This window comes from Dialister sp. (genome assembly GCF_036343215.1).
Taxonomy (GTDB): domain Bacteria; phylum Bacillota; class Negativicutes; order Veillonellales; family Dialisteraceae; genus Dialister.
In genome coordinates this window covers 1-25,056 of the sequence record NZ_JAZASU010000016.1, presented here as the reverse complement: position 1 = coordinate 25,056, position 25,056 = coordinate 1, and the positions used below count along the sequence as shown (strand labels likewise).

Genomic DNA, 25,056 nt, shown 5'->3' with positions numbered 1-25,056 from the left:
TTCTCAGTTCACAGTTCTCAGTGAAGGAGGCCCGCATCAAATTGGATAGCGGGCCATTTTTATACACAGTTTTCATCAGAAATGGTTAAATTTTTATATAAAAAGGCCGCCTCTCCTGCGTAATAGCGGCCACCACAACTGCGAACTGATAACTAATAACTGATAACTATTTCCCTTAAAGTTTTTAAAATAATGATTTCTATTTTTGTACACCCCCGGCTTTTTTGTTTCCAGTCATCAGTTCATCATTCACAGTTCACGGTAAAGGCGGCCCGCATCAAAACCGGAAGCGGGCCTGATTATAAATGGTTATTCCAAAGGAATGGCCATACTTCTGATAAACGGATCACTTTTATCTCAAAGCCGTCTGTCACATATTGTGGCAGGCGGCTTTTTTGCTTTTGCAAAGATGGATTCATTGACTCCCTGTGCGGCTTTCCCGCAGGAATGCGGAGAGGTTCAAACAAAAATGAGTCCCCTCCTTCGAAAGGACTCACGAATCGCTCGGCCGGTCACTTATCCACCCGATGAATGAGCCAGCAGCCACAGACAAGGGCTATGAGATTTGGCAGCCAGACGGCGGGAATTGCCGGCATGACATGGCCTTTGCCGAGGGCTTCGAGGAAGGTCATGACTGCATAGTAAACGAAAATAATGACTACGGAAATACCGAAACCGATGGAGGAGGAGGAACGCTGTTTCTGAACCCCCAGAGGCGCACCGGCGATGGCAAATACAAAAGATGCCATGGGGAGCGAGAAACGGCGCTGGATTTCCATGGTGAGAGGCGTTGTATCTGCATGAGCGGCCTGATAGGCTTTCTTGGTCAGGGTGAGTTCACGAATGGTCATTTCATCGAAATTCTTGTTTTCCTTTGGAATTTCATCCGGAGACTGGGCATAGGGAATTTCCTGATGGTCAAAGTGTATCATACGGTCTACACCGTCACCGGTCAGATCGTAAATGACTCCGTTTTCCATGATCCACATACCGTTCTGCCAGACTGCTTTCGGCGCATTTTCCACGCGGATGACTTCTTCGTTCTGGAATTCCTGGACCGTAATATTTTCCAGCTGTTTCGTCTTCGGATTATACCGTCTTGCATAGAGAAGGTGAAGGATTTTTCCATGCTGTACATCCCGCACCACCACATGGTCCGTGACCCCGGGATTCAGATTTTTCTTGATTTCCGTATTGAGCACGTAATCGTATTCCCGGTTCGTCCAGGGCACTACGTATTCATTGAAAGCCACGGCACAAAGGCTGATGACAAGGGAAACAATGAATACGGGCATGGCCAGTCGGAGGAAACTCTGACCCGATGAACGCATGACGATGAGTTCACTGGAACCGGAAAGTTTCGAAAAGCACATGAGGGCCCCCAGGAGAACAGCCATGGGGAATGTGTAAACCACGATTCGCGGAAGGGCAAGGATAAAGATTTTCAGGGCTGATGTGGAGGATGCGCCGTACTTTGTGACATAGCTGGCGATTTTCAGGAGGGTATCGGCCCCCAGGAAAATGGCGGTAAAGGCAGCTACGCCGAAAAGGAAAGGAGCAAGAAATTCATTCAAGATATATTTGTCAAGCAGCCGCATGGAATTTCCCTCCCTTTTTCATGTAAATAATCATAGTCTGAAATTTTCCCCCAGATAGAATTTCCTTGCCCGCGGGTCCACGGCAATGTCCTCGGCTTTGCCCTGGAGAAGGATTTTTCCTTCGGAAAGGATATAGGCATTGTCTACGATGCGAAGCGTTTCGCGGACGTTATGGTCGGTAATCAGGATTCCGATGCCTTTTGTCTTCAAATGAAGTACCACGCTCTGGATATCTTCGACAGCCAATGGATCGACTCCTGCAAAAGGTTCATCAAGAAGAATAAAGGCAGGATCCATGGTGAGAGACCGGGCGATTTCCACACGCCTTCTTTCGCCGCCGGAAAGGGCACTGCCCAGGGTATTCCGGACATGGGTGATATGGAATTCTTCCAGCAGGGCTTCTGCTTTTTCTTTTCTCTCTGCCGGAGTGAGTTCTTTTCTTGTTTCCAGAAGGGACATCAGGTTATCCCACACGGAAAGGCCGCGGAATACCGAGGCTTCCTGGGGAAGGTAGCCGATACCGAACTGGTGGCGTTTATAAATAGGCATGCCCACCAGGGAAGTGCCGTCTACGGTGACGTCTCCTTCTTCCGGAGTAATAATGCCTACGATCATATAAAATGTAGTCGTTTTACCGGCGCCGTTCGGACCCAGTAGTCCGACGATGGAACCCTGCTCCACTTCTACATTGACATGATCCACTACGGTTCTTTCCCCATAGCGTTTGACGAGATCATGGGTTTCTATTTTCATTTCGGTTCCTTCGTTTCTAACGGATTTCCTGCAATTTCAGGCCGTCCTTCGATGGGAGTGGCTTCCGTCACCGGTCCTTTGGGAGCAGCCGGTTCTTTTTCCCCGGAAGAGGATTCGGAGTCTCCTCCATGATCTGCAGTTTCACTGCCCGTATCGGTAATGACAATGGTACTCCGGCCTGTGGTTTCTACCACTTTGTCGGCATCCCGGAGGACCAGTTCCGGACCATGGAAGGTATTTCCATTCTGGTTGACCCAGGCATTTCCGGAAAGGACCAGTTTTCCATCGGTCCCGTCCCGGCCGGTCCGTGTATAGACGGCTTTGTCTCCGTATCCTACGGCATGATTGGCGGAACTGGTCAAATCGACGCCGCCGGTAGCTACGACTTTCACCTGTTTCATATTTCCTTCGATATGGGGAGCCGACAGTGTTCCCTGCGGATCTTCCAGGTAGCCGTTTCCTTCGATTTTTCCAAAACCGGTGTCCGGATTATAGATGACGTCATCCCCTTTGAGGATTCGTTTTTCTACGGAATCATGAAAATATACATTGCCAATGCCCCGGGTGGTCTTGTCCTTGTAAAGGTACATTTTCTGTGCGTCCAGGGTGGAGGATTCTTTCACATAATGGACTCCGCCTTCCAGGAATGCGCTCCGGTCCTCAAAATGGTACTGTCCGTTTTTTGCGGTAATGGTGGCTCCCTGGTTGGCATGAATCACTACATTTCCTGTGGCGGTAACCGTTTTGGTTTTTCCGTCATAAGTCAGGACATCGGCCGTAATATCATCGGCCAGAACTGTTCCCATAGAGCAGGCGGAAATGGCCATTGCTGCCAGTACTGTATATAATGGTTTCACTTTGTATCCTCCTTGTCTGCCAGCTTTGCATGGCCCCTCGCGGTAATGACCTGGATAATCCGGTCAGCGGTAAAGCTGTCTCCGGTCAGGACTTTATTGTCTTTCGTGGCGGTGAAGAACTGATCGGTGGAAAGGATTTCTTTATTTCCATCATAGGTCAGGTTTTCTGCGTAGAGTTCTTCGCCTGCCTTGTTTGTACCGTGTACGTTTCCTTCGATATAAACGGTTTTCTTTTTGCGGTCAATCTTTCCCCTGTCCCCTACGAGATGAAGTTCGTCTCCATCCTTGAAGTAGGAGCCTTCCACACCGGTAAGAAGGATTTCGTTCTGATCTTTACTCATCTGGACGTCTTTTACCTTGAACCGGTAAATGAGCTTCCCTTCCTTCGATTCGGTCATGTCGATATTTTTAAAAGACATGGCTGCAGAGGAGCTTGCGGCCTGATTCATATTCCTATTATCATCTTTAAAGAGGAAATAGACACCCAGCGCAATGAGCAGAATCACCACGATGATGATGATCGTTTTCCGGTTTTTCATGCCTTTCCTCCTTTTGTCTCGTTCCAGTTTTCCGTCATGCCTGCCCTGAACCGTTCCTTTTCTTCCGGAGGAAGGTCATTGTACATTTTAATCTTGCCCGGCCTTGTCCAGAAAAGGTGCTGGAACCAGAGCCAGTCGGCCGGATGGGCCTTGATGAATTCTTCCAGGACCGTGGCCATTTTCTGGGAGTTCACGAGAAGATCCCGTTCCTTGTCCCCCGTATCTTCATAGTAGAAATGTTTCCCCACGCAGATGGTATGGCCTTTTCCATCTTCATTCCTCACCACGAAGATGGGAACGATGGGCGCCCTGAATTTTCTGGCAAATACCGCCGGTCCCTGGGGAAAGGAGAATACCCGGTTCAGGAACAGGACGGGTACGCCCGCTTTATCTCCATCCTTATCGGAAAGAAATCCCAGGATATGATTTTTCTTCATGGACCGGGCAGCGGCAATCATTTCATAACCGCCGGTGCCGGTGAGGAAAATATGCTGTCCCGCCATGGCCCGGTATTCATTAATCATTTTCATGAGTACATCATCGGACTGCTTCTTCCCGATGGCGCTCGTATCATAGCCGTGAAGGGCAAGGCCTGCGCCCAGCCATTCCCAGTTGCCCATATGGGCAGTGAGTCCCACGATTCCTTTTTTCTCCGCATAGGCGGCTTCCAGGTATTCGGGATGGTCTATTTTCACATAATCGTCAATATGGTCTTTTTCCCTGCAAAGTCTTGGCATGTACATCATTTCCATGGCAGACATACCGATATTCCGGTATACCTTCTGCAGCAGTTCTTCCGCTTCCGGGCGGGAGACTTTGAGGCCGAACATGATCTGTTCGATTCCCCGGTTTTTCTGCTTCGCTATGCGGTTCATGATGAAAGGCCCAAGGAATCGCCCTATGGCCAGGATCCTGTCATAGGACATGGAACAGATGAGACTGCTCAATCCTTTCAGGAACCCGTATCGTACATTGAATAACATGGCTTCTCTTCTTTCAGGAAATGAATGAAATATTACTGACGGATTTCCTGTCCTTTATCATAGGAGGAAACTCCTTCTTTCCAGCGATGCTGGGCTTTCATAATGGTTTCTATAAATTCTCTGGCTGCGCCCCGCCCGCCATTGCAGGTGGAAATAAAGGAGGCAGCTTTTTTGTTTTCCGTCATCCCGTCGGCGGGGCAGCCGGAAAAGCCGACCTTTTCAAAAAGGGGAAGATCATTCAGATCGTCGCCCATGTAGGCCGCTTCGTCCCAGGAAAGGTTATATTTCCGGAGAAGTTCCTCCAGGGCTTCCACTTTGTCTTTGATTCCCATGAGGACAAAATCACAGGAAAGTTCTTCTGCCCTGTTTTTTACCAGGACGGATTTGCGGCCGGTAATAAAACCGGTGATATATCCCATGCGGTGGGCCAGGGAAAGTCCCAGGCCATCGTGGGCATTAAACAGTTTAAAGGCTTCCCCTTCCGGACCCATGACCAGGGTCCCGTCAGTCAGGGTGCCATCCACATCGAAAGCGATGAGTTTAATCTTTTTCGGTGCTTTCATTACATGACCCCCTGCTTCAGAAGGTCCGTAATATGAAGCATGCCGATGGCTTTTTCATTTTCCACCACCGGAAGGACTGTAATGGGATGGGGTTTATGCTGTTCCATACGGTGCAGTGCTTCGGCAGCCAGTCTTTCTTTCGAAATGAGCTGCGGATTTTTCGTCATGGCTTCTCCTACAGGACGGGTAAGGAAATCCATGCCTTTTTCCAGGCCCCGGCGCACATCACCATCGGTCATGAGGCCTTTCAGTCTTCCTTCCTGATCCACTACGGAAACGGCACCCAGCCCTTTATCGGTCATGACGAAAAGGGCATCCTTGACGGAAGCAGCTTCAGAAATGAGAGGATTTTCATCCCCCTTATGCATCACCATTTCCACGGTGAGGAGGAGTTTCTTGCCGAGAGCTCCGCCGGGATGGAAGATGGCAAAATTATCCGCTGTAAAATGATGCCTTTCCATAAGGCATACAGCCAGGGCATCTCCCAGGGCCAGAGCTGCGGTGGTAGAACTTGTCGGAGCCAGTCCGAGACTGTCTGCTTCTTTTTTGACTCCTGCATCCAGAACGGCATCTGCATTTCTGGCAAGAGTGGAATTTGTCTTCCCCACGACGGCAATGAGTTTGGCCCCGATCCGTTTGAGGGAAGGCAGGATATTCAATACTTCCGCGGTTTCACCGCTGTTCGAATAAGCAATGACCACATCTTCAGAAGTCACCATGCCCAGATCTCCGTGAATTCCTTCTGCCGGATGAAGGAAGAAGGAAGGAGTCCCTGTAGATGCCATGGTAGCAGACACTTTGCGGGCAATATGACCCGATTTCCCCATACCCGTCAAAACGACACGGCCATGAGAACTTTCAATCAGCCGAACAGCCTCTTCAAACTGGCCATCCAGTTTATCTACCAGAGATAACACTGCCCCCGCTTCATCACGGAGAACTCTTGAAGCTGTTTCAATGACTGACATAGTGCCTCCTGCTGAATTCAAATAAAAATGGTGCTTATTCTTTATTATACAATAGATGAGTCTCAAACTGCGAGATTTTGGAATGAGTAATTTGGGGACGAATCGTGATTCGTGGCTCGTGGTCCGTGGTCCGGGAAGGCGTGCCGCTTCGCGGCACGATTTTTTTATGGACCAGCTCAAACATGGCGTGAGTGAAGTCTATAAGCTATTAGCTATTAGCCGTTAGCAGCCAGCCGTTGGCCATTACCCATCAGAAACCGTTTCCCGGCACCAATGAGCTCTGAGAACTGATAACTTTTTACTCAGTTTTTCATCATACGATTCATCTTCAGGGATTCACTTATTTCCCCGGTACCAGTCCCTTATCTTTATCGTGTTTCACCACGTTATTGATAGCGATGAGGTCTTTCAGGAGATCTTCGAGAGAGGAGAGGTAAAGCATATTGGTGGAATCAGAGAGTCCTTCCGGCGGATTATCGTGAACTTCCATGAAGAATCCGTCTACTCCGGATGCTGCAGCAGCTCTTGCCAGATAAGGGATGAATTCACGCTGGCCGCCGGTGGTATTTCCCATACCTCCCGGAAGCTGTACGCTGTGGGTGGCATCGAAAATGACGGGATAGCCGAACTGGCGCATAATCGGGAAGGAACGCATATCGACGACCAGATTGTGGTAGCCGAAGGAAGCGCCTCTTTCGGTGATGGCGATATTCGGATTTCCTGCTTCTTCCAGCTTGCCGATGACGTTTTTTATGTCTTCCGGAGCCATGAACTGGCCTTTCTTTACGTTGACCGGTTTGCCTGTTTTAGCTGCGCCGTAAACAAGGTCGGTCTGGCGGCAGAGGAATGCCGGAATCTGGAGCATATCCAGGACCTCCGAAGCCGGAGCGAGCTGGGTCACGTCATGGACGTCGGAAAGTACGGGCACCTGCAGTTCCTTTTTAATGGAAGCGAGGATTTCCAGACCTTTTTCGAGACCCGGCCCTCTGAAGGAATTGTAGGAAGAACGGTTGGCTTTGTCATAGGAAGCCTTGAAAATGTACTGCACGCCGAGACGTTCACAGATCTTTTTGATTTCCCGGCCAATCATGAGGGTACGGTCGTAGCCTTCAATGACACAGGGACCGGCGATGAGGAAAAGTTTGCTTCCGTCGATGGTGAGATTGCCTACATGGATTGTTTTCATAAGTGGTTCCTTTCGAAATATTCATTTGCTTTACGAAGATCTTCTTCGGTGTCGATGCCGATATCTTCTGAATTCAGTTTAATGACCCCGATTTTGTAACCCATTTCCAGAGCGCGGAGCTGTTCCAGGGATTCTGTCCTTTCCAGGGGCGTCTGGGCCATTTTTGCATAGGCGAGAAGGAAATCCCTGCGATAGGCGTAAATGCCCACATGTTTCAGCGGCGCTTCCACGAAATCATGTCTTGGATAGGGAATGAGGGAACGGGAGAAATACAGGGCTTCCCCTTTACGGGAAATGACGACTTTGACGGCGGATGGATCGTCATATTCATCTTTATGAAGAGGAGTGGCAACAGTTGCCATATCCAGTTCCGGATGATCCAGCAGATCCCTGGCCAGATTATCGATGATATCCGGGTCAATCAGGGGTTCATCCCCCTGCACATTGACGATAATGTCATATTCCGGATATTTTTCTGCCACTTCCGCCAGACGATCTGTCCCGGTGGGATGATTGACAGAAGTCATGACTACATTCCCGCCAAAGGATCTGACTTCTTTTTCAATATCTTCATGATCGGTGGCTACAATGACTGTATCCGGCACTTTGGCCCGAATGGCTCTTTCATAGACCCGGTGTACCAGGGTTTCTCCCGCGATCAGGCGGAGCGGTTTTCCCGGAAGTCTCGTGGAGGCATAGCGGGAAGGAATAATACAGGCAACTTTCATTATAAATCCTCCCATTGTTTTTCTAACAGGGTGAGGCCTTCAGGGAAGGTCATTTCTATTTCCAGTACGTAGAAGGGCACCTCAGATTCATGGATGCTCTGAAGTTTCATCATTTTTACCGCATCTTTTTCCGTAATCACGATGCAGTCTGCGCCGGAGGAAAGGGCTTCGGAATCACATTTCCGTATATCTTCCTCCGTATAGGAATGATGATCGTCAAATGCCATTTCTCCCACCGGGATGAAACCGGCTTCTCTGGCAGTTTCCGCAAAGGCGGCAGGATTTCCGATCCCGCTCATAAGGTATGCCCGCTTTCCTTTCATTAGAGAGAGCGGCCCTTCGTGATACCGGCTTTTCCAGTCATCATAGGGGACTGCTTTTGCCGGACTGTGACAGGAAGTGGTCACAGGGATGCCGGGCGCCAGCTTTTCGAGACGCTTCTTTATTTCTTCTATTTTTGAAGGTTCCACCTGGTCGCTCTTCGTAATGATGAAAAGAGCGGCCCTTTTTAATGCGGAAAGCGGTTCCCGGAGGAGTCCTCTCGGCAGGGCATGGTCATAACCAAAAGGATTCGTCGCATCGAGAAGGATGAGATCCCGGTCCCTCTGGAGTTTCCAGTACTGGAAACCGTCATCTAAAAGGAGCAGATCCGCTCCCAGCCGTCTGGCCCTTTCGGCAGAAACGATACGGTCTTTCCCGACCAGGATGGGAACGGAAGGAAGTTTCAGGGCCATCATGTACGGTTCATCCCCTGCCATCTGCTGGGAAACGAGGATTTCCTTTCCATCGGAAACGATGCCTCCCTGTTTTTCCAGACCGCTCCGGTATCCCCGGCTGATAATAGCGGGATGATAGCCGGCTTCTGTCAGAAGCTCTGCCAGGCGGATGATACAGGGCGTTTTCCCCGTACCGCCGGCCGTTATATTTCCCACGCTGATGACCGGAATCCCTGCATTCAGGGCATGGGAAGCGGCCGCTTTCTGCTTTTTCGTCACCTGGGACAGGTAGATTCCTTCCAGGCTTTCAAGAATCGAAAGCACCAGCCGATCCTTTCCCGAAGGGTGAGGATTTTTCATCAGGCCGGTGACATAGCTTTCAAGGCTCATGCTTTCTCCTTCAGTTTGATGCCATATTCGCTGGTCAGCGCTTCAAAGGCTTTTATATTTCTTTCCGTGGCTCCCTGGTTTTCATGGACCACTTCCAGGGCGGCTTTTCCCATCTTTTCCATCTTTTCCGGATGGTCCAGAAGGTCCAGGAGTGTCTTTTCAAATGCATTTTCATCGGGCGTCATGATGCACACGCCCCGGCTGGTGAGAAGCTCGAAAATTTCCTGGAAATTGAACATATAGGGTCCCACGAGGACCGGTTTGCCATGGGCTGCCGGTTCCAGAATATTGTGGCCCCCTACTTTTACAAAGCTTCCGCCCACGAAGACCACATCGGCCAGACTGTACAGACGGCCCAGTTCGCCGATGGTATCGAGGATGACCACCTGGGTACCCTGACCATCATCTTCTTCACTGCCCATTTTGGAACGGCGGATGACAGAAAGGTCATGGTGTTTGATCATGAATTTGACCGACGGAGCGCGGGTGATTTCACGGACTGCAAGAAGCAGCCTGGCGTCCGGATATTTCTCAAGGATTTTCTTGAAAGTGCGGACCACGATTTCCTCTTCGCCCCCGTGGGTGGAACCTGCCACGATGATGGGGCCTTTTCCGTCAAAGCGGAATTCTTTCCTGAGCCGATCTCTTTCTTCTTCGGAAACTTCCGCATAGGTCTGATCGTACTTCGTATTTCCCGTAATGGTCACCCGTTCCGGGATCGCCCCCATATCGATGATCCGTTCCTGATCGATTCTGGACTGCATGCAGAATTTCCGGATTTGGAAAAGCATGCGGGTGGTGAACCGTTTGATGAGGGAATACCGCCTCATGGACCGTGCGCTGATCCGACCGTTCATCATCATGACAGGAATCTTTTTCCGCCAGGCCAGACGGAGGAAATTCGGCCACAGTTCCGTTTCAATCAGAATAATGGCTTTCGGATTGACGATATTGACGATTCGTTCCGTAATAACCGGCAGATCAAAGGGGAAGAAAATATGACCGTCCGCTTCCGGAATGATTCTCTGGGCCATCCGGTGTCCTGTGGCTGTTACCACAGAAACGACCACCATTTCATTGGGATATTTCTTTTTTAATTCCCTCACAATGGGGCTGGCTGCTACAACTTCTCCGACAGAAGCGGCATGGACCCAGATCGCATTATGGTCGGCAATCTGAAGCAGGGTCGGTGTAGGCATGATGCCCGCACTCTGTTTCAGACGGTCGTAAAAGCCTTCTTCAAAGACCAGGCGGTAGATCAGGATCGGAATCTGAAGGATCCAGTAGGCTACCAGGCAAATGTTGTAAAACCAGTACAAAGGTACTCTCCTTTTCTTGGAAATACGGGGTATCGTGATTCGTTGTTCGTGATTCGTGATTCGTGATTTCTCATCAGCCTGTCCGCAGCGTCATTTGTCCATTCAGTCCGCCCGGAGTGATGAGCACCATGAGCCATCAGCCGTCAGCTATTAGCAGCCAGCAGTTACCAGTTAGCTATTAGCCGTTAGCCATCAGCTATGAACTTTTATTTTTCCTCTTCCTCAGGGGAAGAATCTTCACTTTCTTCTTCATTCATCTGGCTGCTCATGGTATAGAGGTCATAATAGAGGCCGCCTTTTGCCATGAGTTCATCATGGGTCCCTTTTTCTGCAATGACCCCGTCATTCAGGACCAGAATCTGATCTGCATTTTTAATGGTGGAAAGGCGATGGGCGATGACAAAGGAGGTACGGCCCACCATCAGTTTATCAAGGGCATCCTGTACGATTTTTTCGCTTTCCGTATCCAGGGCGGAAGTGGCTTCATCAAGGATGAGGATTTTCGGATTTTTAAGAATGGCCCGGGCGATGGCGATTCGCTGGCGCTGGCCGCCGGAAAGGACAAGCCCCCGGTCCCCTACCCTGGTTTCAATGCCATGGGGCAGGGCTTTGATGAATTTTTCCGCATTAGCAGAGCGGATGGCTGCCCACACTTCTTCATCCGTCGCATCGAGCCGTCCATAAAGGACATTTTCCCGAATCGATGTATTAAACAAAAGGGTATCCTGGGGCACGAGACCAATCTGGTCGCGAAGGGAGCCCAGGGTGGCTTTCCGGATATCCACGCCGTCGATATCGATTTCGCCGCCCGTGATTTCATAGAACCTTGGAAGCAGGTTTGCAATGGTGGATTTGCCTGCTCCCGATGGACCTACGATGGCAATGGTTTCCCCGGGATTGGCCACGAAATTCAAATCCGTCAATACCGGATGACCTTCGTCGTATTCAAATTTCACATGCTTTGCTTCCACCCGGCCTTCGGTCACGGTCAGTTCCTTTTCTGCGGAATGATCAAAATCTTCTTCCGGTACATCCAAAATGGCAAAAACTCTGTCAGCGGCGGCCAGGGATTTCTGGATATTGCCGAAACTTTCAGCGATACGTTTGATCGGATTGGCCAGATTGATGGCATAAATCAGGAAAGCGATGAGTTCGCCGGCCGTCATCAGTCCATCAATAACGGAAACACCGCCATACCAGATAATGACTGCTATTGCCAAAGCTGCTAAAAATTCTACTACAGGAGTCAACTGGCTCTGCTGACGGATGGCTTTGACCGTGGCTTTGAAATTGGACTGGTTCACCTGGCCAAACCGCTCCGTTTCGTAGGAAGTCCTGTTGAAAGAACGGATGATACGGACTCCGGAAATCGTTTCCTGGAGCATACTGGTCACATCGGCCAGTTTTTCCTGGACGCTCCGCCCGGAGGAATGAAGTTTCTTTCCGAAAAATTTAATGGTTACGGAAACGACCGGCACAATGATGAGACAGAGAACCGTCAGTTTCCACTGGAGGTAAATCATGGCGGCAAAAGACCCGATAAAAATGGCCCCTTCCTGCACCAGCATGATAAAATCCGTAGTCATGGCATTCTGGAGGGCGGAAATATCGTTAGTGAGATTACTCATGATTTCCCCGGTCCGCCGCTTGTCAAAGTAGGCGATGGGAAGGTTCTGGAGATGATTGTACAGTTTATTCCGGAGATCCCGGATCACCGACTGCCCGATATAGCCCATAAGGTAACGATGGGCAAAAGTGGTGGATCCGCGGATAAACATGACCAGGATAATCGATGCGATAATCACATAAAGCATGGTCATATCTTTTTCTTCCAGCACCTTATCAATGACATCCTTGATAATCCAGGGAACGTACAGGTTGGAAGCGGAGACCAGAATCATACAGATGACTGAAAGGATGAGAAGTTTCCCATAGGGCTTCACATATTTCAGCAGTCTGATGTAACTGTTCACTTTACTCTTATTTTTCGCCATTGGCTGCTCCTGCTGTTTCTAATATAAGTTTTGCCGTCCGGTTTACGGCTCCGCCGGAACCTAAAGCTTCCCGGACTTTTCTGATTTCGCTGATATTTTCCTGTCTTGCGCTTTCATCGGTGAGCCATTTCTGAAGGATTTCCGTCACATTTCCTGCCGTCGCCCTGTCCTGCAGCAGTTCCGGCGTCACTTCGCGCCCCATGAGAAGATTCGGAAGGCCCGCATATTTCACATGGACCAGAAGATTGGCCAGAAACCAGGTGAGAGGCGCCAGTTTGTAAACCAGAACTGTGGGAAGTTCCATAAGGGCTGTTTCCAGAGTAGCCGTCCCGGAAGAAGCCACGCAGACATCACAGATCTGCATGAGGTCATACTGATGGCCTTCGGTGATTTCAAAGGAAATATTTCTGTTTCCCATGAAAGAAAGAAGGAATTCCTTCGGAATGGTGGAAGCCCTCGGAATGAAGAACTGGCAGTTCTCCTTTTTTGAAAGATTTTCAGCGGCCTCAAGCATAAGGGGAAAGAGCCCGGTCACTTCATTTTTCCGGCTGCCCGGCATGAGAAGGATGCGGCGGGCTTCCTGATTTCCATGGAAATAGTCGAGCGCTTCCTCAAAGGACATGGATGGTTTTACCGTATCGGCCAGAGGATGGCCCACAAAAGTCACATGAGCACCCGCCTCTTTATAAGCTTTGGCTTCAAATGGAAATATGGAAGCTACCTGGGCCACGTCCCTTACGATATTTTTTGCCCGGCCCTTATTCCAGGCCCAGATGGTGGGGGCAATATAATACACCACCGGAATCCCCAGGGTTTTGGCCACATGGGCAATTTTCATATTGAAACCGGGATAATCGACGCAGACCAGGACATCCGGTTTCTCATCAATCATGGCCTGGCGAAGCAGGTCCCGAAGGCGGAAGAAGAAAGGAATGTGCTTTATGACTTCCACCACACCGATGATGCCGAGATTTTCTATATCATAAATGATGCGGACACCGCTTTTTTTCATGAGTTCTCCGCCCATGCCGAAAATTTCCGCGTCCGGCCGTATTCTTTTGATTTCTGCAGCCACGGAAGCCGCATGCATATCGCCGGAAGCTTCTCCGGCAGACATCATGATTTTCATAAATTTTCCTGTTCTACGGAAAGAATGACGATGCCTTTCTGGTCAGCTTCTTTAAGAACGGCTTCTCTTTCCGCAAAAAGCGTATGATACGCCTCTATAGCCAGGACCGCGCAGCCCGATTCTTCCATGGAATGAAGAGTCTTGAGCCCTACGGCCGGCATATCGAAACGGGTATCCTGGGATGGTTTTGCCGTTTTTACGACAACGGCTCCCCCGCGGGCAAGCTGGCCGCCCCTCCGTATGCACGCATCGGTTCCTTCTATGGCTTCTACCGCCATGACTGCCTGATTTTTTATAACTACGGTCTGACCCAGATCCATAGCTCCGATGGCTTTGGCCGCTTTAAAACCAAAAGCCACATCTTTCAGCTGGTCTTCGGTAGGTTTCTTCTTCGTGAAGACCTGGGGTCCCGGCATGAGGGGTTTTAAATATTTCGTCTGGTCCAGGACGGAAATTCCGTCTTTGGCCAGTTCTTCCACAAGGACCAAGGTCACCGTATCATCTTTCATATCCATCTTGCGGAGACGGTTCAGCACTTTGATGGCCCGGAGATCCGGAATGGGATGATTTTTGAAAAGCCATTCCTTCGTCACTTTGCCAATCATGGTCACTTCTTTCACATTTTCGCTGACCAGGGTCTTAATGACTTTATTCAGTTTGAAGGCGGAAATTTCATAATAGACATCCGCCTTCGTTTTGAGTCTTTCATCGATGCCGGGAATCACCGCAATGCAGACCACGCGATATCCCTGGGATTTTACGGCTTCCACAAATTCCACGGGAAGCGTCCCGATACCGGCCAGTAAACCGATTGTTTCCATAACGTCCTCCAAAATACCATACTTCATTTTATTTTACCATTTTTTGCTGTATGACACTATGGGGAAATTGGAACTCCCGGTCAAATTTGTAGTTCCTTTATCTCCAATGGTGCCAATCGTTCTTCGTTATTCGTTGTTCTTTCTTCATGGAAGTGGGCCGCATTCAATAAAAAGCGCCCCTTTTTATTGTTGGCCTTTCAGAAAATATGAAATATCAAAACGGCCTCCATGATTTCAAAAATTTCCGATCATTAGCCATGAACAATGAGCCGCCCATGGCGACTCAAATTGCGGGATTATGCCAGTCTCCTCTGGCTGAGCAAAATCCCCACAAAAAATCAGCGCTGCCTCAGCAGCGCCTCCTTCACGGATCACGGGCCACGCACCACGGACCACGAACATCGAAAAGATTCTAAAGTCTGTTACACTTATTTCAATCCAACCTTCGGCCCTATTTCCGAATAGATATACCCTTCCCTTACGCCGGTATCGCTGTAGGCGATTCTGCCTGCATGGAAATGGCCCGAAAGGACCAAGGCTATGGTGAGGCCCGAAAGGATGGTATGCATCCGGTCCGGTACGGCCTTCATGAGAAGGATCGATTTTTCTTCGGTCAGGGGATGGTCCCCGCGGAAGATGGTCACCATTTTCTCCAGAAGGGTCCGGTCCATGAGGGTATTATTTCTATCCTTATGATAGAGGAGATTGTACAGGGCGCAGGCGCTTTTGAAGGTGCCGCCCATACCGATGATGAGGGGCGAGGAAATAGAGTGAAGCTCCGCCACCCGGTTAATTCTTTCTTCCGCCGCTTTCCGCATGGAAAGGCATTCCCGTCCTGTGGGAAGGAATCCTTTCACAAATTCCGACCGGAGAGACAGGGACCCCATGGGAAGGCTCGTCTTGAAACGGATATCTCCATCCCCAAAGGCCACGATTTCCGTGGAACCGCCGCCGATATCGATCAGAAGTCCCTCTCCCGCCGGATGATTATGGACAGCTCCCACATAGTCGAGATAGGCTTCTTCATCTCCCGATATGACACGGATGGGAATCCCCGTGCGTCTTTCGATGTCTTCTACCGCCTCTTTACTGTTTTTTGCATTCCGGAGGGCCGCCGTGGTAAAGGCGTGAACCGAAGTCAGGGGGAAATGGGAAAGAAATTCCTTGAATTCCTCCACGATTTCCACCGTCTTGTCGATGCCTGCCTGAGTCATACAGCCATTTTCAACATACGCCGCCAGACCGATGGTATGCTTCTTTTTCATCAGCATTTCCATATGATTTTCATCCATGAAATAAATGGCCATGCGGATCGTGGAAGACCCGATATCAATGATTCCGTGCAGCATGACTCTCACTCCTCTCTTTTCCTATATTCTAGCATGAAACCGGCGGAAAAGTTCTCAGTTATCAGTTATTAGTTATCAGTGATCTCATCATGATAAATAAACTGGACTTTCTAAAACGTGACTGTATTACCGGAAACCACATGAAACTTGATTTCATTCATGAAATCAACGTTATTTCCTTATGTTTGGGACATCTGAGAACTGCGAACTGATAACTGATAACTATTTCCCATACTGTTTTCCCCGCAAATGAGAAAAATCCCTGAAAAGCAAAGCTTTCAGGGATTCGTTTCGCGTACAATCAGTTCAGTCTTTCGGAACCATATCTTCCGCTTTGAGGGTGCCGTTCTTTCTGCGTTCTGCAAATTCTGCAGTAGCCGTAAAGAGGACATCGGAGGAAGAGTTGAGAGCGGTTTCGCAGGCATCTTCCAGTACGGAAATAATGAAGCCTACACCGACCACCTGCATGGAAATATCATTTCCGATACCAAAGGATGCGCAGGCTACCGGAATCAGAAGGAGGGACCCCCCTGCCACACCGGATGCCCCGCAGGCGCCGACAGTAGAAACAATGCAGAGCAGCAGGGCTGTCGGTAAATCAACTGCAATTCCCAGAGTATGGGCAGCAGCCAGGGCTAAAACGGAAATCGTAATAGAAGCGCCTGCCATATTGATGGTTGCGCCAAGAGGAATGGAAATGGTGAACATATCCGGATCAAGTCCCAGCCGTTTGCAGAGAGACAGGTTCACCGGAATATTGGCAGCGGAGCTTCTGGTGAAGAAGGCATAAACCCCGGATTCACGAATCGTCGTCAGTACAAGAGGATAGGGATTTTTGCGGACTTTGGCAAATACGATGAGCGGATTCATGACGAGGGCTACCAGGAAATAGGATCCGATGAGGACGCCCAGAAGCTGTACATACCCCAGAAGGGCTCCTACCCCGGCAGTTCCTACGGAATCAGCTACCAGACCGAGAATGCCGAAAGGCGCAAAATGAATGATCCAGGTCACCACTTTCGTAATTCCTGCTGCAATATCATTCAGGCAGGCTTTCGTGGTATCACCGCTGCAGGTTTTGAGGGCAATCCCCAGAATGATGGCCCAGGCCAGAATGCCGATATAATTTGCATTCATAATGGCTGCTACCGGGTTATCGACCACGGAAAGAATCAGATTATGAAGGACCTGGATAATGCCGCTTGGCGGAGCCAGTTTCGTATCCGGAGCTACCTGGAGAGCGAGATCCGTCGGAAACAGGAAAGACATGGAAACGCCCACCAGAGAGGCACAGAAAGTACCGATGACGTAGAGCTCAATAATCGGTTTCATACTGCCCTGGGATCCGTCTTTTCTCTGGGCCATGGCATTCATGACCAGGAAGAAAACCAGGATTGGTGCGACCCCTTTCAGGGCTTTAACGAAGAGATCCCCCAGAATTTTGACGACCGGGATCGCCGGCGGGAAAAATACGGCAATGATAATGCCGATAATCAAACCTACGGCAATCTGCTTGATCAGGGACACACTGGAAAGAATGTGTGAAATGGACTTAAACAAAATACTCCTCCTCCCAAAAACACCCTCACGTGACATATACGTGTCTAGTATACGCCCCCTGTCAGGGGCTATGCAAGTCTTATGCATAATTTGTAAAGGCTTTGTCAGGGACCATGCATTGGAAATATGATTGGAACGCGTTTAGATGTGTCATGGAAATACTCTTTCATCTTCCTTTTGCAGTCCCCCGGAAATATGACCAGTGAGGCTGCGCAAAAAATCCATGCCCCGGTCCGGGAACATGGATTTACTGTATATTTCCATTGACGGCTCTCAAAAAAGCCCCTTTTGTTTTCATTTCCACGTCGCAGACCTCTCCCATAAAATCATCGATATATTCCGCACACTGACGGAAGGCGGCTTTGGAAATATTTCTTCCGAAAGGCTCATTCCAGCGGTAATTCCTGAAATCGGCGAGGAGAAGGCGGGCATTCTTTGAAAGGTGGAAACGGTCCGCCGCTTCGGGAGAGGAAGGGTCAAAACCGGCCGAGGCCAGCAGTTTCACGACTCCGATGAAGGAAACGATGAGATGATTCCTGTTTCTTCCCGCTTTCCCCGTGGAAAGAAGGATTTCATAAGTCTGAAGGTCTTCCTGGTTCAAGGGAAATAATTTTTCTGCCGCTTCAATCAGATAGTACCAGCAGGACATTTCCTCATAGGTCAGTTTCATCAGTTCGAAAAGAAGCTTTCCTTCATACTGGCCAAGGACGAGAAAATCCCCATCGGCCCCGGTATAGCGGATATGGGCGAAAGGCATCGTCAGTCCCGTACCGCAGCGGGCCATGACGGTCCGGGGAAGGTACGCCTCCCTCCGGCCTTCGTTCCTGGTGAAAAGGGAGAGCTTTCTGCCCCCCTCTTTTCCCGTTCGGGCTTCGAGGACCAGCGCTTCTCCGCTTTTAATCTGTCCCTTCATGGGCAGCCTCTTTTTCTTTCTCTTTATCCGGATTCTTTTTCTTCTTTTCTTCCGGAATCTTTTCCGCCTTTACGCGGACGATCCGGAAACCGTCCACCCGGAGCACGGAAAACCGCCAGTTTTCAAAGTCCACATGGTCTCCCGCTTTCGGGATTCGTTCCAGGTGGGAAAATACAAAGCCTCCGATGGTGGCATTCAAATCTTCTTCATCCAGATTCACTTCCAGCCGGTCAGATACATCTTCCAGAATGACGGTGCCGTCAAATTCATAGGTTCCGTCTTTTTTCCGGAGGATTTCATAAGGCGTGGTATCGACGGACTGGGGAATTTCTCCAATCAGTTCTTCGACTAAATCTTCCAGAGTGACCATTCCGGAAGTTCCTCCATATTCATCCACCACCACAGCCAGATAAGTCCTGCGGTTTTTCATAAGCTGCAGGAGGGAAGGAGCCGGCATCACTTCAGGCACTGTCAATATTTCCCGGATGATTTTCTTCAGGTTTGCATCACCCCGCTGGAGATTTTCCATGAAATCTTTCACATGGATGAATCCGATGATCTGGTCCTTGTCATCCATACATACGGGATAGCAGGTGTGATGGGCTTTGGAAATCGTCCTCCGCATGGTTTCGATATCATCATTGAAATCGATGACCACCATGTCATTTCGGGGAATCATCACGTCCCGCACCATGAGATCGAAGAAATCGAAGGAATTTTTGATGAGCGTATTTTCCAGCGCATTCAGCCGGCCGCTGCGATTGGATTCTTCCACGATACAGCGGATTTCATCCTCGGTGTAAGTGAAATTCACTTCATCCCGGAAGGGGATTTTTCTGGCCGCAAAGAGGCGGCGGGCAATCATAAGGCCCGTCTGCACGGTGACCCGGAAAAAATGACGGTTCCAGGAAATCACCCAGCCATGGGAGGCCAGAATCGGCAGCGGTTCCACCAGGGCATGAGTCCCGGGAATCAGGACCGTCAGAATCCAGAAAGCGGCTAAGAGGACAGCCGCCGACAAAACCAGGATAAGGTAGAGCATCCAGGCCGATTTCTCTCCAAAGAAGGGGCAAAGCAGCCAGAAGCCATGATAAGCCATGCCCAGAAGAGCAATGGTAAAGACTCCGGTGTAGGAAATAAAAGCCATCTGGGTGCCGCCCAGGATCTGGCTCGTCCGCTGATAAAAAGGAGCCACTTTCCGGATGAGGGCCGGATCCTGTTCATCATTGTCCTCGATGTATTTCTTGCGCATACGGGCAAATGAAAAATTTACCAGCGTATTGTGATAGTTCATAAATGAAACAATCAGGGCGACTGCCGCGCAAATGGCAAGCCGCTGTATGTCCGTATCGATAGGTCATTCCTCCTTGATTAACCCTGTTTCGAAATAAATGATAAGAGTCCAATTGTCCCCTTTCGTGGTCCGTGATCCGTGGACCGTGGACCGTGAAGGTGGGCGCCTTGAAATCATAAAGGCGCCAATTTTTTTGATTTTGACGTTACGCAGGGGAAGGTTTCAGTCAATTCCAACAAATACCGTGGGATAGCCCCCTTCACCTGCTCCGCCGGGAGCTTCCCCCGCTCCCGGACGCAGGACCGCCTGATACCGATATCACGAAATCGTTACGCATGGAACGTTTTCTTCCACATCCGATGAATACCGTGGGATTGCCCCCTTCACCCGCTTTGCGGGAGCTTCCCCCGTTGGGGGACGCTGGAGCGCCAGCTTAGCAGAAGTTTTACCCCGCCTGTGAAAAATCCCCATCTATACTCGCGGCGCATCAGCGCCGCACCTTCACGAACCACGAATCACGAATCACGAAATCTCGAAATTGACTCTGCCGGGGCGTGCCGAGGTGAGGCTGACTCCCGAAAACCGCAGCTGACTCAAACCATATAGCAGGACTAAAGACTCTTACTTATGTTCCTTATACCCCAGTTCCCTCAATATATAATCCTTATTCTTCCAGTCTTTGGCCACTTTGACCCAGAGGTCCAGGAAGACCGGGGCGCCGATGAGATTCTGAATTTCTTCTCTGGCTTCTTTCCCTGCTTCTTTCAGGACGCTGCCTTTTTTGCCGATGATGATCCGTTTCTGGGAATCCCGTTCCACGTAAATGGTGCAGCGGATATAGACTTTTCCGTTTTCCCGTTCCGAAAATTCTTCGGTAAATACGCCGATGGCATGAGGCACTTCATCTCTCGTGCGGATGAGGAGTTTTTCACGGACGATTTCCTGGACGATATTTCGTTCCGGCTGGTCCGTCACCATGTCATCGGGGAAATATTTCGGTCCTTCCGGCAGGTATTTCTCGATGGAAGCCATAAGTTCATCCAGATTTTCACCGGATTTGGCAGAGAGCGGTACGATTTCGGCAAAGGGATAAATTTTGCTGTACTGCACGATTTTCTTCAGCACTGCATCCTTTTCAATGAGGTCGATTTTTGAAAGGGCCAGGATCACCGGCACTTTCCTGTCTTTCAGAAGGGAAAGGATGTACCGGTCCCCTGCCCCCAGCGGATCATCGCAGGCACAGAGGAATACAATGAGATCCACTTCATCCAGGGCATCGATGGTGCTCTGCCGGATGGCTTCGCCCAGTTTGTCCTGGGGTTTGTGCATGCCCGGGGTATCGAGGAAGACCACCTGGGAATTTTCTCCGTTCCAGACACCGGTGATTTTATTCCTGGTGGTCTGGGCATGGGCGGAAACGATAGAAATCTTTTCCCCCAGGAGTGCATTCATGAGGGTGGATTTCCCCACATTCGGCCGTCCCACGAGGGCCACAAAACCGGAATGGAATTTTTCGTTATTTTCTGTCATAGAATCTCCCGTCATAACTATGTAAGGTTAGTATATAAGATTATATATAAATATAAGGAAAAGGCAATAGGAAAATTCGTTGTTCGGGTCGAATGATTGTAAACACGGTACCCATTTATAAAAATGGCGCCCCTATGATTTCAAGGCGCCACCGCCACGGATCAGGGACTACGATTCCTGTAACTGTTGCATTTTATCCGTCAGAATGGTCTCAACTTCTCAAACTTTCCTCTTCAAAGGCCGCCGGAAAGATTTCCCCCAGCTTGAAGACCTGATAGTCTTCCGCCGACTTTCCGCAGATGATGGTGGAAATATGAAATTCCGCCATCACCTGCCGGCAGATGCCGCAGGGCATCGTATAATCCTCAAAACTGCCGATAATCGCTATGGCTTCAAAGCCTCTTTTTCCATCGCAGATGGCGCTGCCGATGGCATTCCGTTCGGCGCAGAGGCCGGCGGGATAGGAAACATTTTCCATATTGCAGCCTTCATAGATGGACCCATCTTTCGCAAGGACTGCCGCTCCTACGGGATAATGGGAGTAAGGGGCATAGCAGTTTTTTCTGGCGTGAAGGGCCCGCCGGAGGAGATTTTCTATTTCCACCTTATTCATGGATTTCTTCCGCTTCCAGTTTTCCTTCCGTGGTGAAGCGGGTAATGCCGCAGGCGCCGAGGATATCTTCTTCTGCCTTTCTCATGGCTTTCTTTTCGTCCGGGTCATAATGGTCATAGCCCAGGATGTGCAGGAATCCATGGACCGAAAGGTAGGCCATTTCCCTCTCCTTGCTGTGGCCGAATTCTTTGGCCTGGGACACGGCCCGGTCCAGATTGATGACGATATCTCCCAGTTCCGTTTCTTCCTCCGGCAAATCATCTCCCCCTTCATTGAGGGCAAAGGAGAGGACATCGGTGGGGGCATCCACATTTCTATAGGTTTTGTTCAGTTCATGAATGGTTTCGGCATCGCAGATGAGGATGGAAATTTCAGCGTCATCCCGCACCTTCTGAAGTTCCGCCCCTTTGGAAAGGACGGTATGGATGAGTTTTTCCAGTTCTTCACTGTAATATTTCATATCGCTGTAATTAATCGTGATTTCCATGGTCATTGCCTCCCAATATTTCTGCGCTTTGCATCTTCTTCATAGGCATGAATAATGGCTGCTACCAAATCATGCCGGACCACATCTTCTTCGGTAAAATGGACATGGCCGATATCTTTTACATTCCGGAGCACTCTTTCCGCATCGATGAGACCGCTTTTCACATGAGGCGGGAGATCGATCTGGGTCACATCTCCGTTCACCACCATTTTTGAACGGAAACCGAGACGGGTAAGGAACATTTTGATCTGCTCCACCGTGGTATTCTGGGCTTCATCGAGAATGACGAAGGATTTCTCAAGGGTCCTCCCTCTCATGTAAGCCAGGGGCGCCACTTCGATCTGCCCTTTCTGCTGGAGACGGATGAATTCTTCGGGACCAAACATGTCATTGAGCCCGTCGAAAAGAGGGCGGAGGTAGGGATTCACTTTTTCCTGCAGATCCCCGGGGAGGTACCCCAGTTTTTCTCCGGCTTCCACGGCGGGCCGGACCAGGATGATCCGTTGGACATCGTGATTTTTCAGGAAAAAGGCACCCAGGGCCACGGCCAGGTATGTTTTCCCCGTGCCCGCAGGCCCTACGCCGAAAGTGATGGAATTTCTCCGGATCGTATCCACATAGAATTTCTGGCCCAGGGTCCTGGGGCGGACGGGAGCTCCATTCTTTGTGAAATTGATGATGTCATCTTCCATATCTGAAAGAAGCTGCTCTTTCCCTTCATCCATGAGACGAACTACCAGTTCTACCTGCCGCTGGGAAAGGCGGATTCTTTGCGCAATCATATGGCGGAGACGTTCGATGACATCCAAGCTTTTATCCACGGCATCAGGTTCTCCCTTAATGCGGATGAAATTGCCCCGGCCCGAAATCTCGGCCCCGTAATGGGCTCCGATGAATTTCAGGTAGGAACTGTCCCTTTCAAACAGATGGGACGCCTCCTGCTGGTCCTTGATGAGTATTTCTTCTATCTTTTCCGTAGTACTATTCCTTTCGTTCGTAATACTGTATCTCCATTATTATTTATATACTTTATTATAAGTTATCAGTTATCAGTTAGCAGAAATTCACCTCTGCCAGGCAGCTTTATGACAATACAGTCCGCCCGCACATATGGGGCACTAATAACTGAGAACTGATAACTGAGAACTATTAACTGTTTTTCACAAATTTTCTGACTGCCCGGCCATCCAGATAGTTACACAGACACCCCTGGGTGATATTTCTTTCTTCCAGAAGCTTTTCAATCCGGTCTTTCACTTCCCACCAGGGGGAGCCGCCGTTAACGGAGAGCGTATTGTTTCCCGAAGCCCTTCCCACAATGCGCTGGGGTACGATGTCCGGCCGCATATAGGCCAGGAAGAGGGCCACCCGTTCCAGATATTCATCCATGGGAAGGAGGGAAACTTCCCCTTTTTCGTACATCTGTGCCAGTTTTGTCCCCTTCACGATGTAAAGGGAATGAAGTTTCACTTCTGTCACGGGAAGGACGGAAATGAGTTTTGCCGATTCAATCACATCCAGCCGGTCATCCCAGGGAAGGTCCGCAATGATATGGATACAGAGGCCAAAACCATAGCGCCCGATTCGAAGGGCTGCATCGATGAATTCCGGCACCGTATGACAGCGGTTGAGGATGGAAAGGGTATGGACATTCGAAGACTGGAGGCCCAGTTCGATGGTCACATCTTTCCCGTATTTCTCCGATAATTCTTTTAAAATATCGAGATAGGCCTCATGGATACAGTCGGGACGGGTGGAAATATCGATTCCCACCACATCGGGATGATTCATGGCTTCTTCCATCCAGGCGCGGAATCTGTCCAATGGGGCATAGGTATTCGTGAAATTGAGGAAATAGGCGATAAATTTTTTTGCCTTGTACTTGGGCCCCACATGGGCCATGCTCCGGTTCAGCTGCTGCGTAATGGAAAGACCTACGGCTTTTGTCTCATAATCGGCGCCGATGGAACCGCAGAAAATGCAGGCTTTGTCCGAAAGCAGCCCGTCCCGGTTCGGGCAGGTCACGGGAAGGGAAATGGGAATCTTGTACACTTTCTCCCCATATTTCCCCTTGAGGTAATCAGAATAATTCCGGTATCGTTCCATAAATCTCCTGTCGTAATAAACAATATGTCAGTTTAATTATAACCTATTTCTTTATTTGCTGCACTGGAATCGTTGAAAGGAAAACTGCAGGAGGAAATCACTTTTGATTCAGGGTTGTCGGGAGTATCGGGACTGTCGGGTTGGTATTGCTGCTGAGGCGGCAATGAGTTTTTATGGGGCCTGACCCATTATGATGGGAAAACCGATTCTGCTTCTTGCATACATGGGATTCGTGGAAAAGGAAAACTATGGAAAATCGATTGGATTCTGCCTCCCTGCAGCCGGCCGCCAAAAAGTTTAATAAAATTCTAATGATACAAATCCCGTTTTTTGCTACTATACCCGTGGAGCCGACGAAAGGGCCCCTGAAGAAATCCCTCATCACCCGGATGTACACAATCGATCGAGCCGGCGGAGGGATGGACGCAGATGATTTACGCAAAGCTCCAGTTACCGCGCGGTGAAAATTTTTTCACTCTATTTTTTCAAAAGAAATAAGTCCTCCTCAACCGAAAGGTCATGGAAATATCCGACCAATCAGCCACCCCGGCACCTTACTATGTCTCACGAGAAGCATACGCCCATTACGATTTCTGCTGCCGATTGATCAGTATGTCCCGGAATTCTGGGAACCCGGCTCTATCCTCCAGTCCTTCATTT

The 25,056-nt window shown here is 49.6% G+C and carries 23 protein-coding genes; all 23 read right to left on the bottom strand.

All coding sequences use genetic code 11. From position 1 onward, the window contains the following. Positions 1 to 512: 512 nt before the first annotated feature. Complete coding sequence (locus VZT47_RS04865) at positions 513 to 1,598, bottom strand: LptF/LptG family permease (RefSeq protein WP_330223850.1); 1,086 nt, start codon at positions 1,596 to 1,598, stop codon at positions 513 to 515. 30 nt (positions 1,599 to 1,628) lie between these two features. Then, the gene (lptB, locus tag VZT47_RS04860; protein WP_330223849.1) at positions 1,629 to 2,351 is read right to left on the bottom strand and encodes an LPS export ABC transporter ATP-binding protein; all 723 of its coding nucleotides are present in this window, start codon (positions 2,349 to 2,351) and stop codon (positions 1,629 to 1,631) included. Then, positions 2,348 to 3,208, bottom strand: a complete 861-nt coding sequence (locus tag VZT47_RS04855) for an LptA/OstA family protein (protein WP_330223848.1) — start codon at positions 3,206 to 3,208, stop codon at positions 2,348 to 2,350. The genes lptB and VZT47_RS04855 overlap by 4 nt, the downstream gene beginning before the upstream one ends. Further along, complete coding sequence (gene lptC, locus VZT47_RS04850; RefSeq protein WP_330223847.1) at positions 3,205 to 3,747, bottom strand: LPS export ABC transporter periplasmic protein LptC; 543 nt, start codon at positions 3,745 to 3,747, stop codon at positions 3,205 to 3,207. The genes VZT47_RS04855 and lptC overlap by 4 nt, the downstream gene beginning before the upstream one ends. Continuing rightward, positions 3,744 to 4,730, bottom strand: coding sequence for a lysophospholipid acyltransferase family protein (locus VZT47_RS04845; protein WP_330223846.1), 987 nt, complete (start codon positions 4,728 to 4,730; stop codon positions 3,744 to 3,746). Before VZT47_RS04845 ends, lptC begins: the two co-directional genes overlap by 4 nt. Positions 4,731 to 4,762: 32 nt before the next feature. Further along, positions 4,763 to 5,293: a KdsC family phosphatase gene (locus VZT47_RS04840; protein WP_330223845.1), complete on the bottom strand. Its 531-nt coding sequence runs from the start codon at positions 5,291 to 5,293 to the stop codon at positions 4,763 to 4,765. After that, complete coding sequence (locus VZT47_RS04835) at positions 5,293 to 6,261, bottom strand: KpsF/GutQ family sugar-phosphate isomerase (protein WP_330223844.1); 969 nt, start codon at positions 6,259 to 6,261, stop codon at positions 5,293 to 5,295. The genes VZT47_RS04840 and VZT47_RS04835 overlap by 1 nt, the downstream gene beginning before the upstream one ends. A 340-nt stretch (positions 6,262 to 6,601) precedes the next feature. Continuing rightward, positions 6,602 to 7,447 carry a 3-deoxy-8-phosphooctulonate synthase gene (gene kdsA, locus VZT47_RS04830; RefSeq protein ID WP_330223843.1) on the bottom strand — a complete coding sequence of 282 codons (846 nt, stop codon included), beginning with the start codon at positions 7,445 to 7,447 and terminating at the stop codon, positions 6,602 to 6,604. Further along, positions 7,444 to 8,175 (bottom strand): 3-deoxy-manno-octulosonate cytidylyltransferase, encoded by a 732-nt coding sequence (kdsB, locus tag VZT47_RS04825; RefSeq protein ID WP_330223842.1) that lies wholly within the window; start codon positions 8,173 to 8,175, stop codon positions 7,444 to 7,446. The genes kdsA and kdsB overlap by 4 nt, the downstream gene beginning before the upstream one ends. After that, positions 8,175 to 9,281 (bottom strand): tetraacyldisaccharide 4'-kinase, encoded by a 1,107-nt coding sequence (lpxK, locus tag VZT47_RS04820; protein WP_330223841.1) that lies wholly within the window; start codon positions 9,279 to 9,281, stop codon positions 8,175 to 8,177. The genes kdsB and lpxK overlap by 1 nt, the downstream gene beginning before the upstream one ends. Beyond that, positions 9,278 to 10,600: a 3-deoxy-D-manno-octulosonic acid transferase gene (locus VZT47_RS04815; protein ID WP_330223840.1), complete on the bottom strand. Its 1,323-nt coding sequence runs from the start codon at positions 10,598 to 10,600 to the stop codon at positions 9,278 to 9,280. The genes lpxK and VZT47_RS04815 overlap by 4 nt, the downstream gene beginning before the upstream one ends. A gap of 206 nt (positions 10,601 to 10,806) precedes the next feature. Next, the gene (msbA, locus tag VZT47_RS04810) at positions 10,807 to 12,594 is read right to left on the bottom strand and encodes a lipid A export permease/ATP-binding protein MsbA (RefSeq protein WP_330223839.1); all 1,788 of its coding nucleotides are present in this window, start codon (positions 12,592 to 12,594) and stop codon (positions 10,807 to 10,809) included. After that, complete coding sequence (lpxB, locus tag VZT47_RS04805; protein ID WP_330223838.1) at positions 12,581 to 13,723, bottom strand: lipid-A-disaccharide synthase; 1,143 nt, start codon at positions 13,721 to 13,723, stop codon at positions 12,581 to 12,583. The genes msbA and lpxB overlap by 14 nt, the downstream gene beginning before the upstream one ends. Next, on the bottom strand, positions 13,720 to 14,544 hold the full coding sequence (locus VZT47_RS04800; RefSeq protein ID WP_330223837.1) for an LpxI family protein: 825 nt from the start codon (positions 14,542 to 14,544) through the stop codon (positions 13,720 to 13,722). The genes lpxB and VZT47_RS04800 overlap by 4 nt, the downstream gene beginning before the upstream one ends. 428 nt (positions 14,545 to 14,972) lie before the next feature. Then, positions 14,973 to 15,893, bottom strand: coding sequence for a Ppx/GppA phosphatase family protein (locus VZT47_RS04795; RefSeq protein ID WP_330223836.1), 921 nt, complete (start codon positions 15,891 to 15,893; stop codon positions 14,973 to 14,975). 306 nt (positions 15,894 to 16,199) lie between these two features. Beyond that, on the bottom strand, positions 16,200 to 17,489 hold the full coding sequence (gene sstT, locus VZT47_RS04790) for a serine/threonine transporter SstT (RefSeq protein ID WP_442877419.1): 1,290 nt from the start codon (positions 17,487 to 17,489) through the stop codon (positions 16,200 to 16,202). 211 nt (positions 17,490 to 17,700) lie between these two features. Beyond that, complete coding sequence (locus tag VZT47_RS04785; protein ID WP_330223834.1) at positions 17,701 to 18,366, bottom strand: hypothetical protein; 666 nt, start codon at positions 18,364 to 18,366, stop codon at positions 17,701 to 17,703. Beyond that, positions 18,350 to 19,660 carry a hemolysin family protein gene (locus VZT47_RS04780; protein ID WP_330223833.1) on the bottom strand — a complete coding sequence of 437 codons (1,311 nt, stop codon included), beginning with the start codon at positions 19,658 to 19,660 and terminating at the stop codon, positions 18,350 to 18,352. Before VZT47_RS04780 ends, VZT47_RS04785 begins: the two co-directional genes overlap by 17 nt. A gap of 621 nt (positions 19,661 to 20,281) precedes the next feature. Further along, positions 20,282 to 21,190 carry a GTPase Era gene (gene era, locus VZT47_RS04775; RefSeq protein ID WP_330223832.1) on the bottom strand — a complete coding sequence of 303 codons (909 nt, stop codon included), beginning with the start codon at positions 21,188 to 21,190 and terminating at the stop codon, positions 20,282 to 20,284. Between the two features lie 211 nt (positions 21,191 to 21,401). Beyond that, positions 21,402 to 21,803, bottom strand: a complete 402-nt coding sequence (locus VZT47_RS04770) for a cytidine deaminase (RefSeq protein ID WP_330223831.1) — start codon at positions 21,801 to 21,803, stop codon at positions 21,402 to 21,404. Beyond that, positions 21,796 to 22,290 carry an rRNA maturation RNase YbeY gene (gene ybeY, locus VZT47_RS04765; RefSeq protein ID WP_330223830.1) on the bottom strand — a complete coding sequence of 165 codons (495 nt, stop codon included), beginning with the start codon at positions 22,288 to 22,290 and terminating at the stop codon, positions 21,796 to 21,798. Before ybeY ends, VZT47_RS04770 begins: the two co-directional genes overlap by 8 nt. Before the next feature lie 2 nt (positions 22,291 to 22,292). Next, positions 22,293 to 23,111, bottom strand: a complete 819-nt coding sequence (locus VZT47_RS04760) for a PhoH family protein (protein ID WP_330223829.1) — start codon at positions 23,109 to 23,111, stop codon at positions 22,293 to 22,295. A 328-nt stretch (positions 23,112 to 23,439) separates the two neighbouring features. Then, positions 23,440 to 24,396, bottom strand: a complete 957-nt coding sequence (locus VZT47_RS04755; RefSeq protein ID WP_330223828.1) for a TIGR01212 family radical SAM protein — start codon at positions 24,394 to 24,396, stop codon at positions 23,440 to 23,442. Between the last annotated feature and the right edge of the window lie 660 nt (positions 24,397 to 25,056).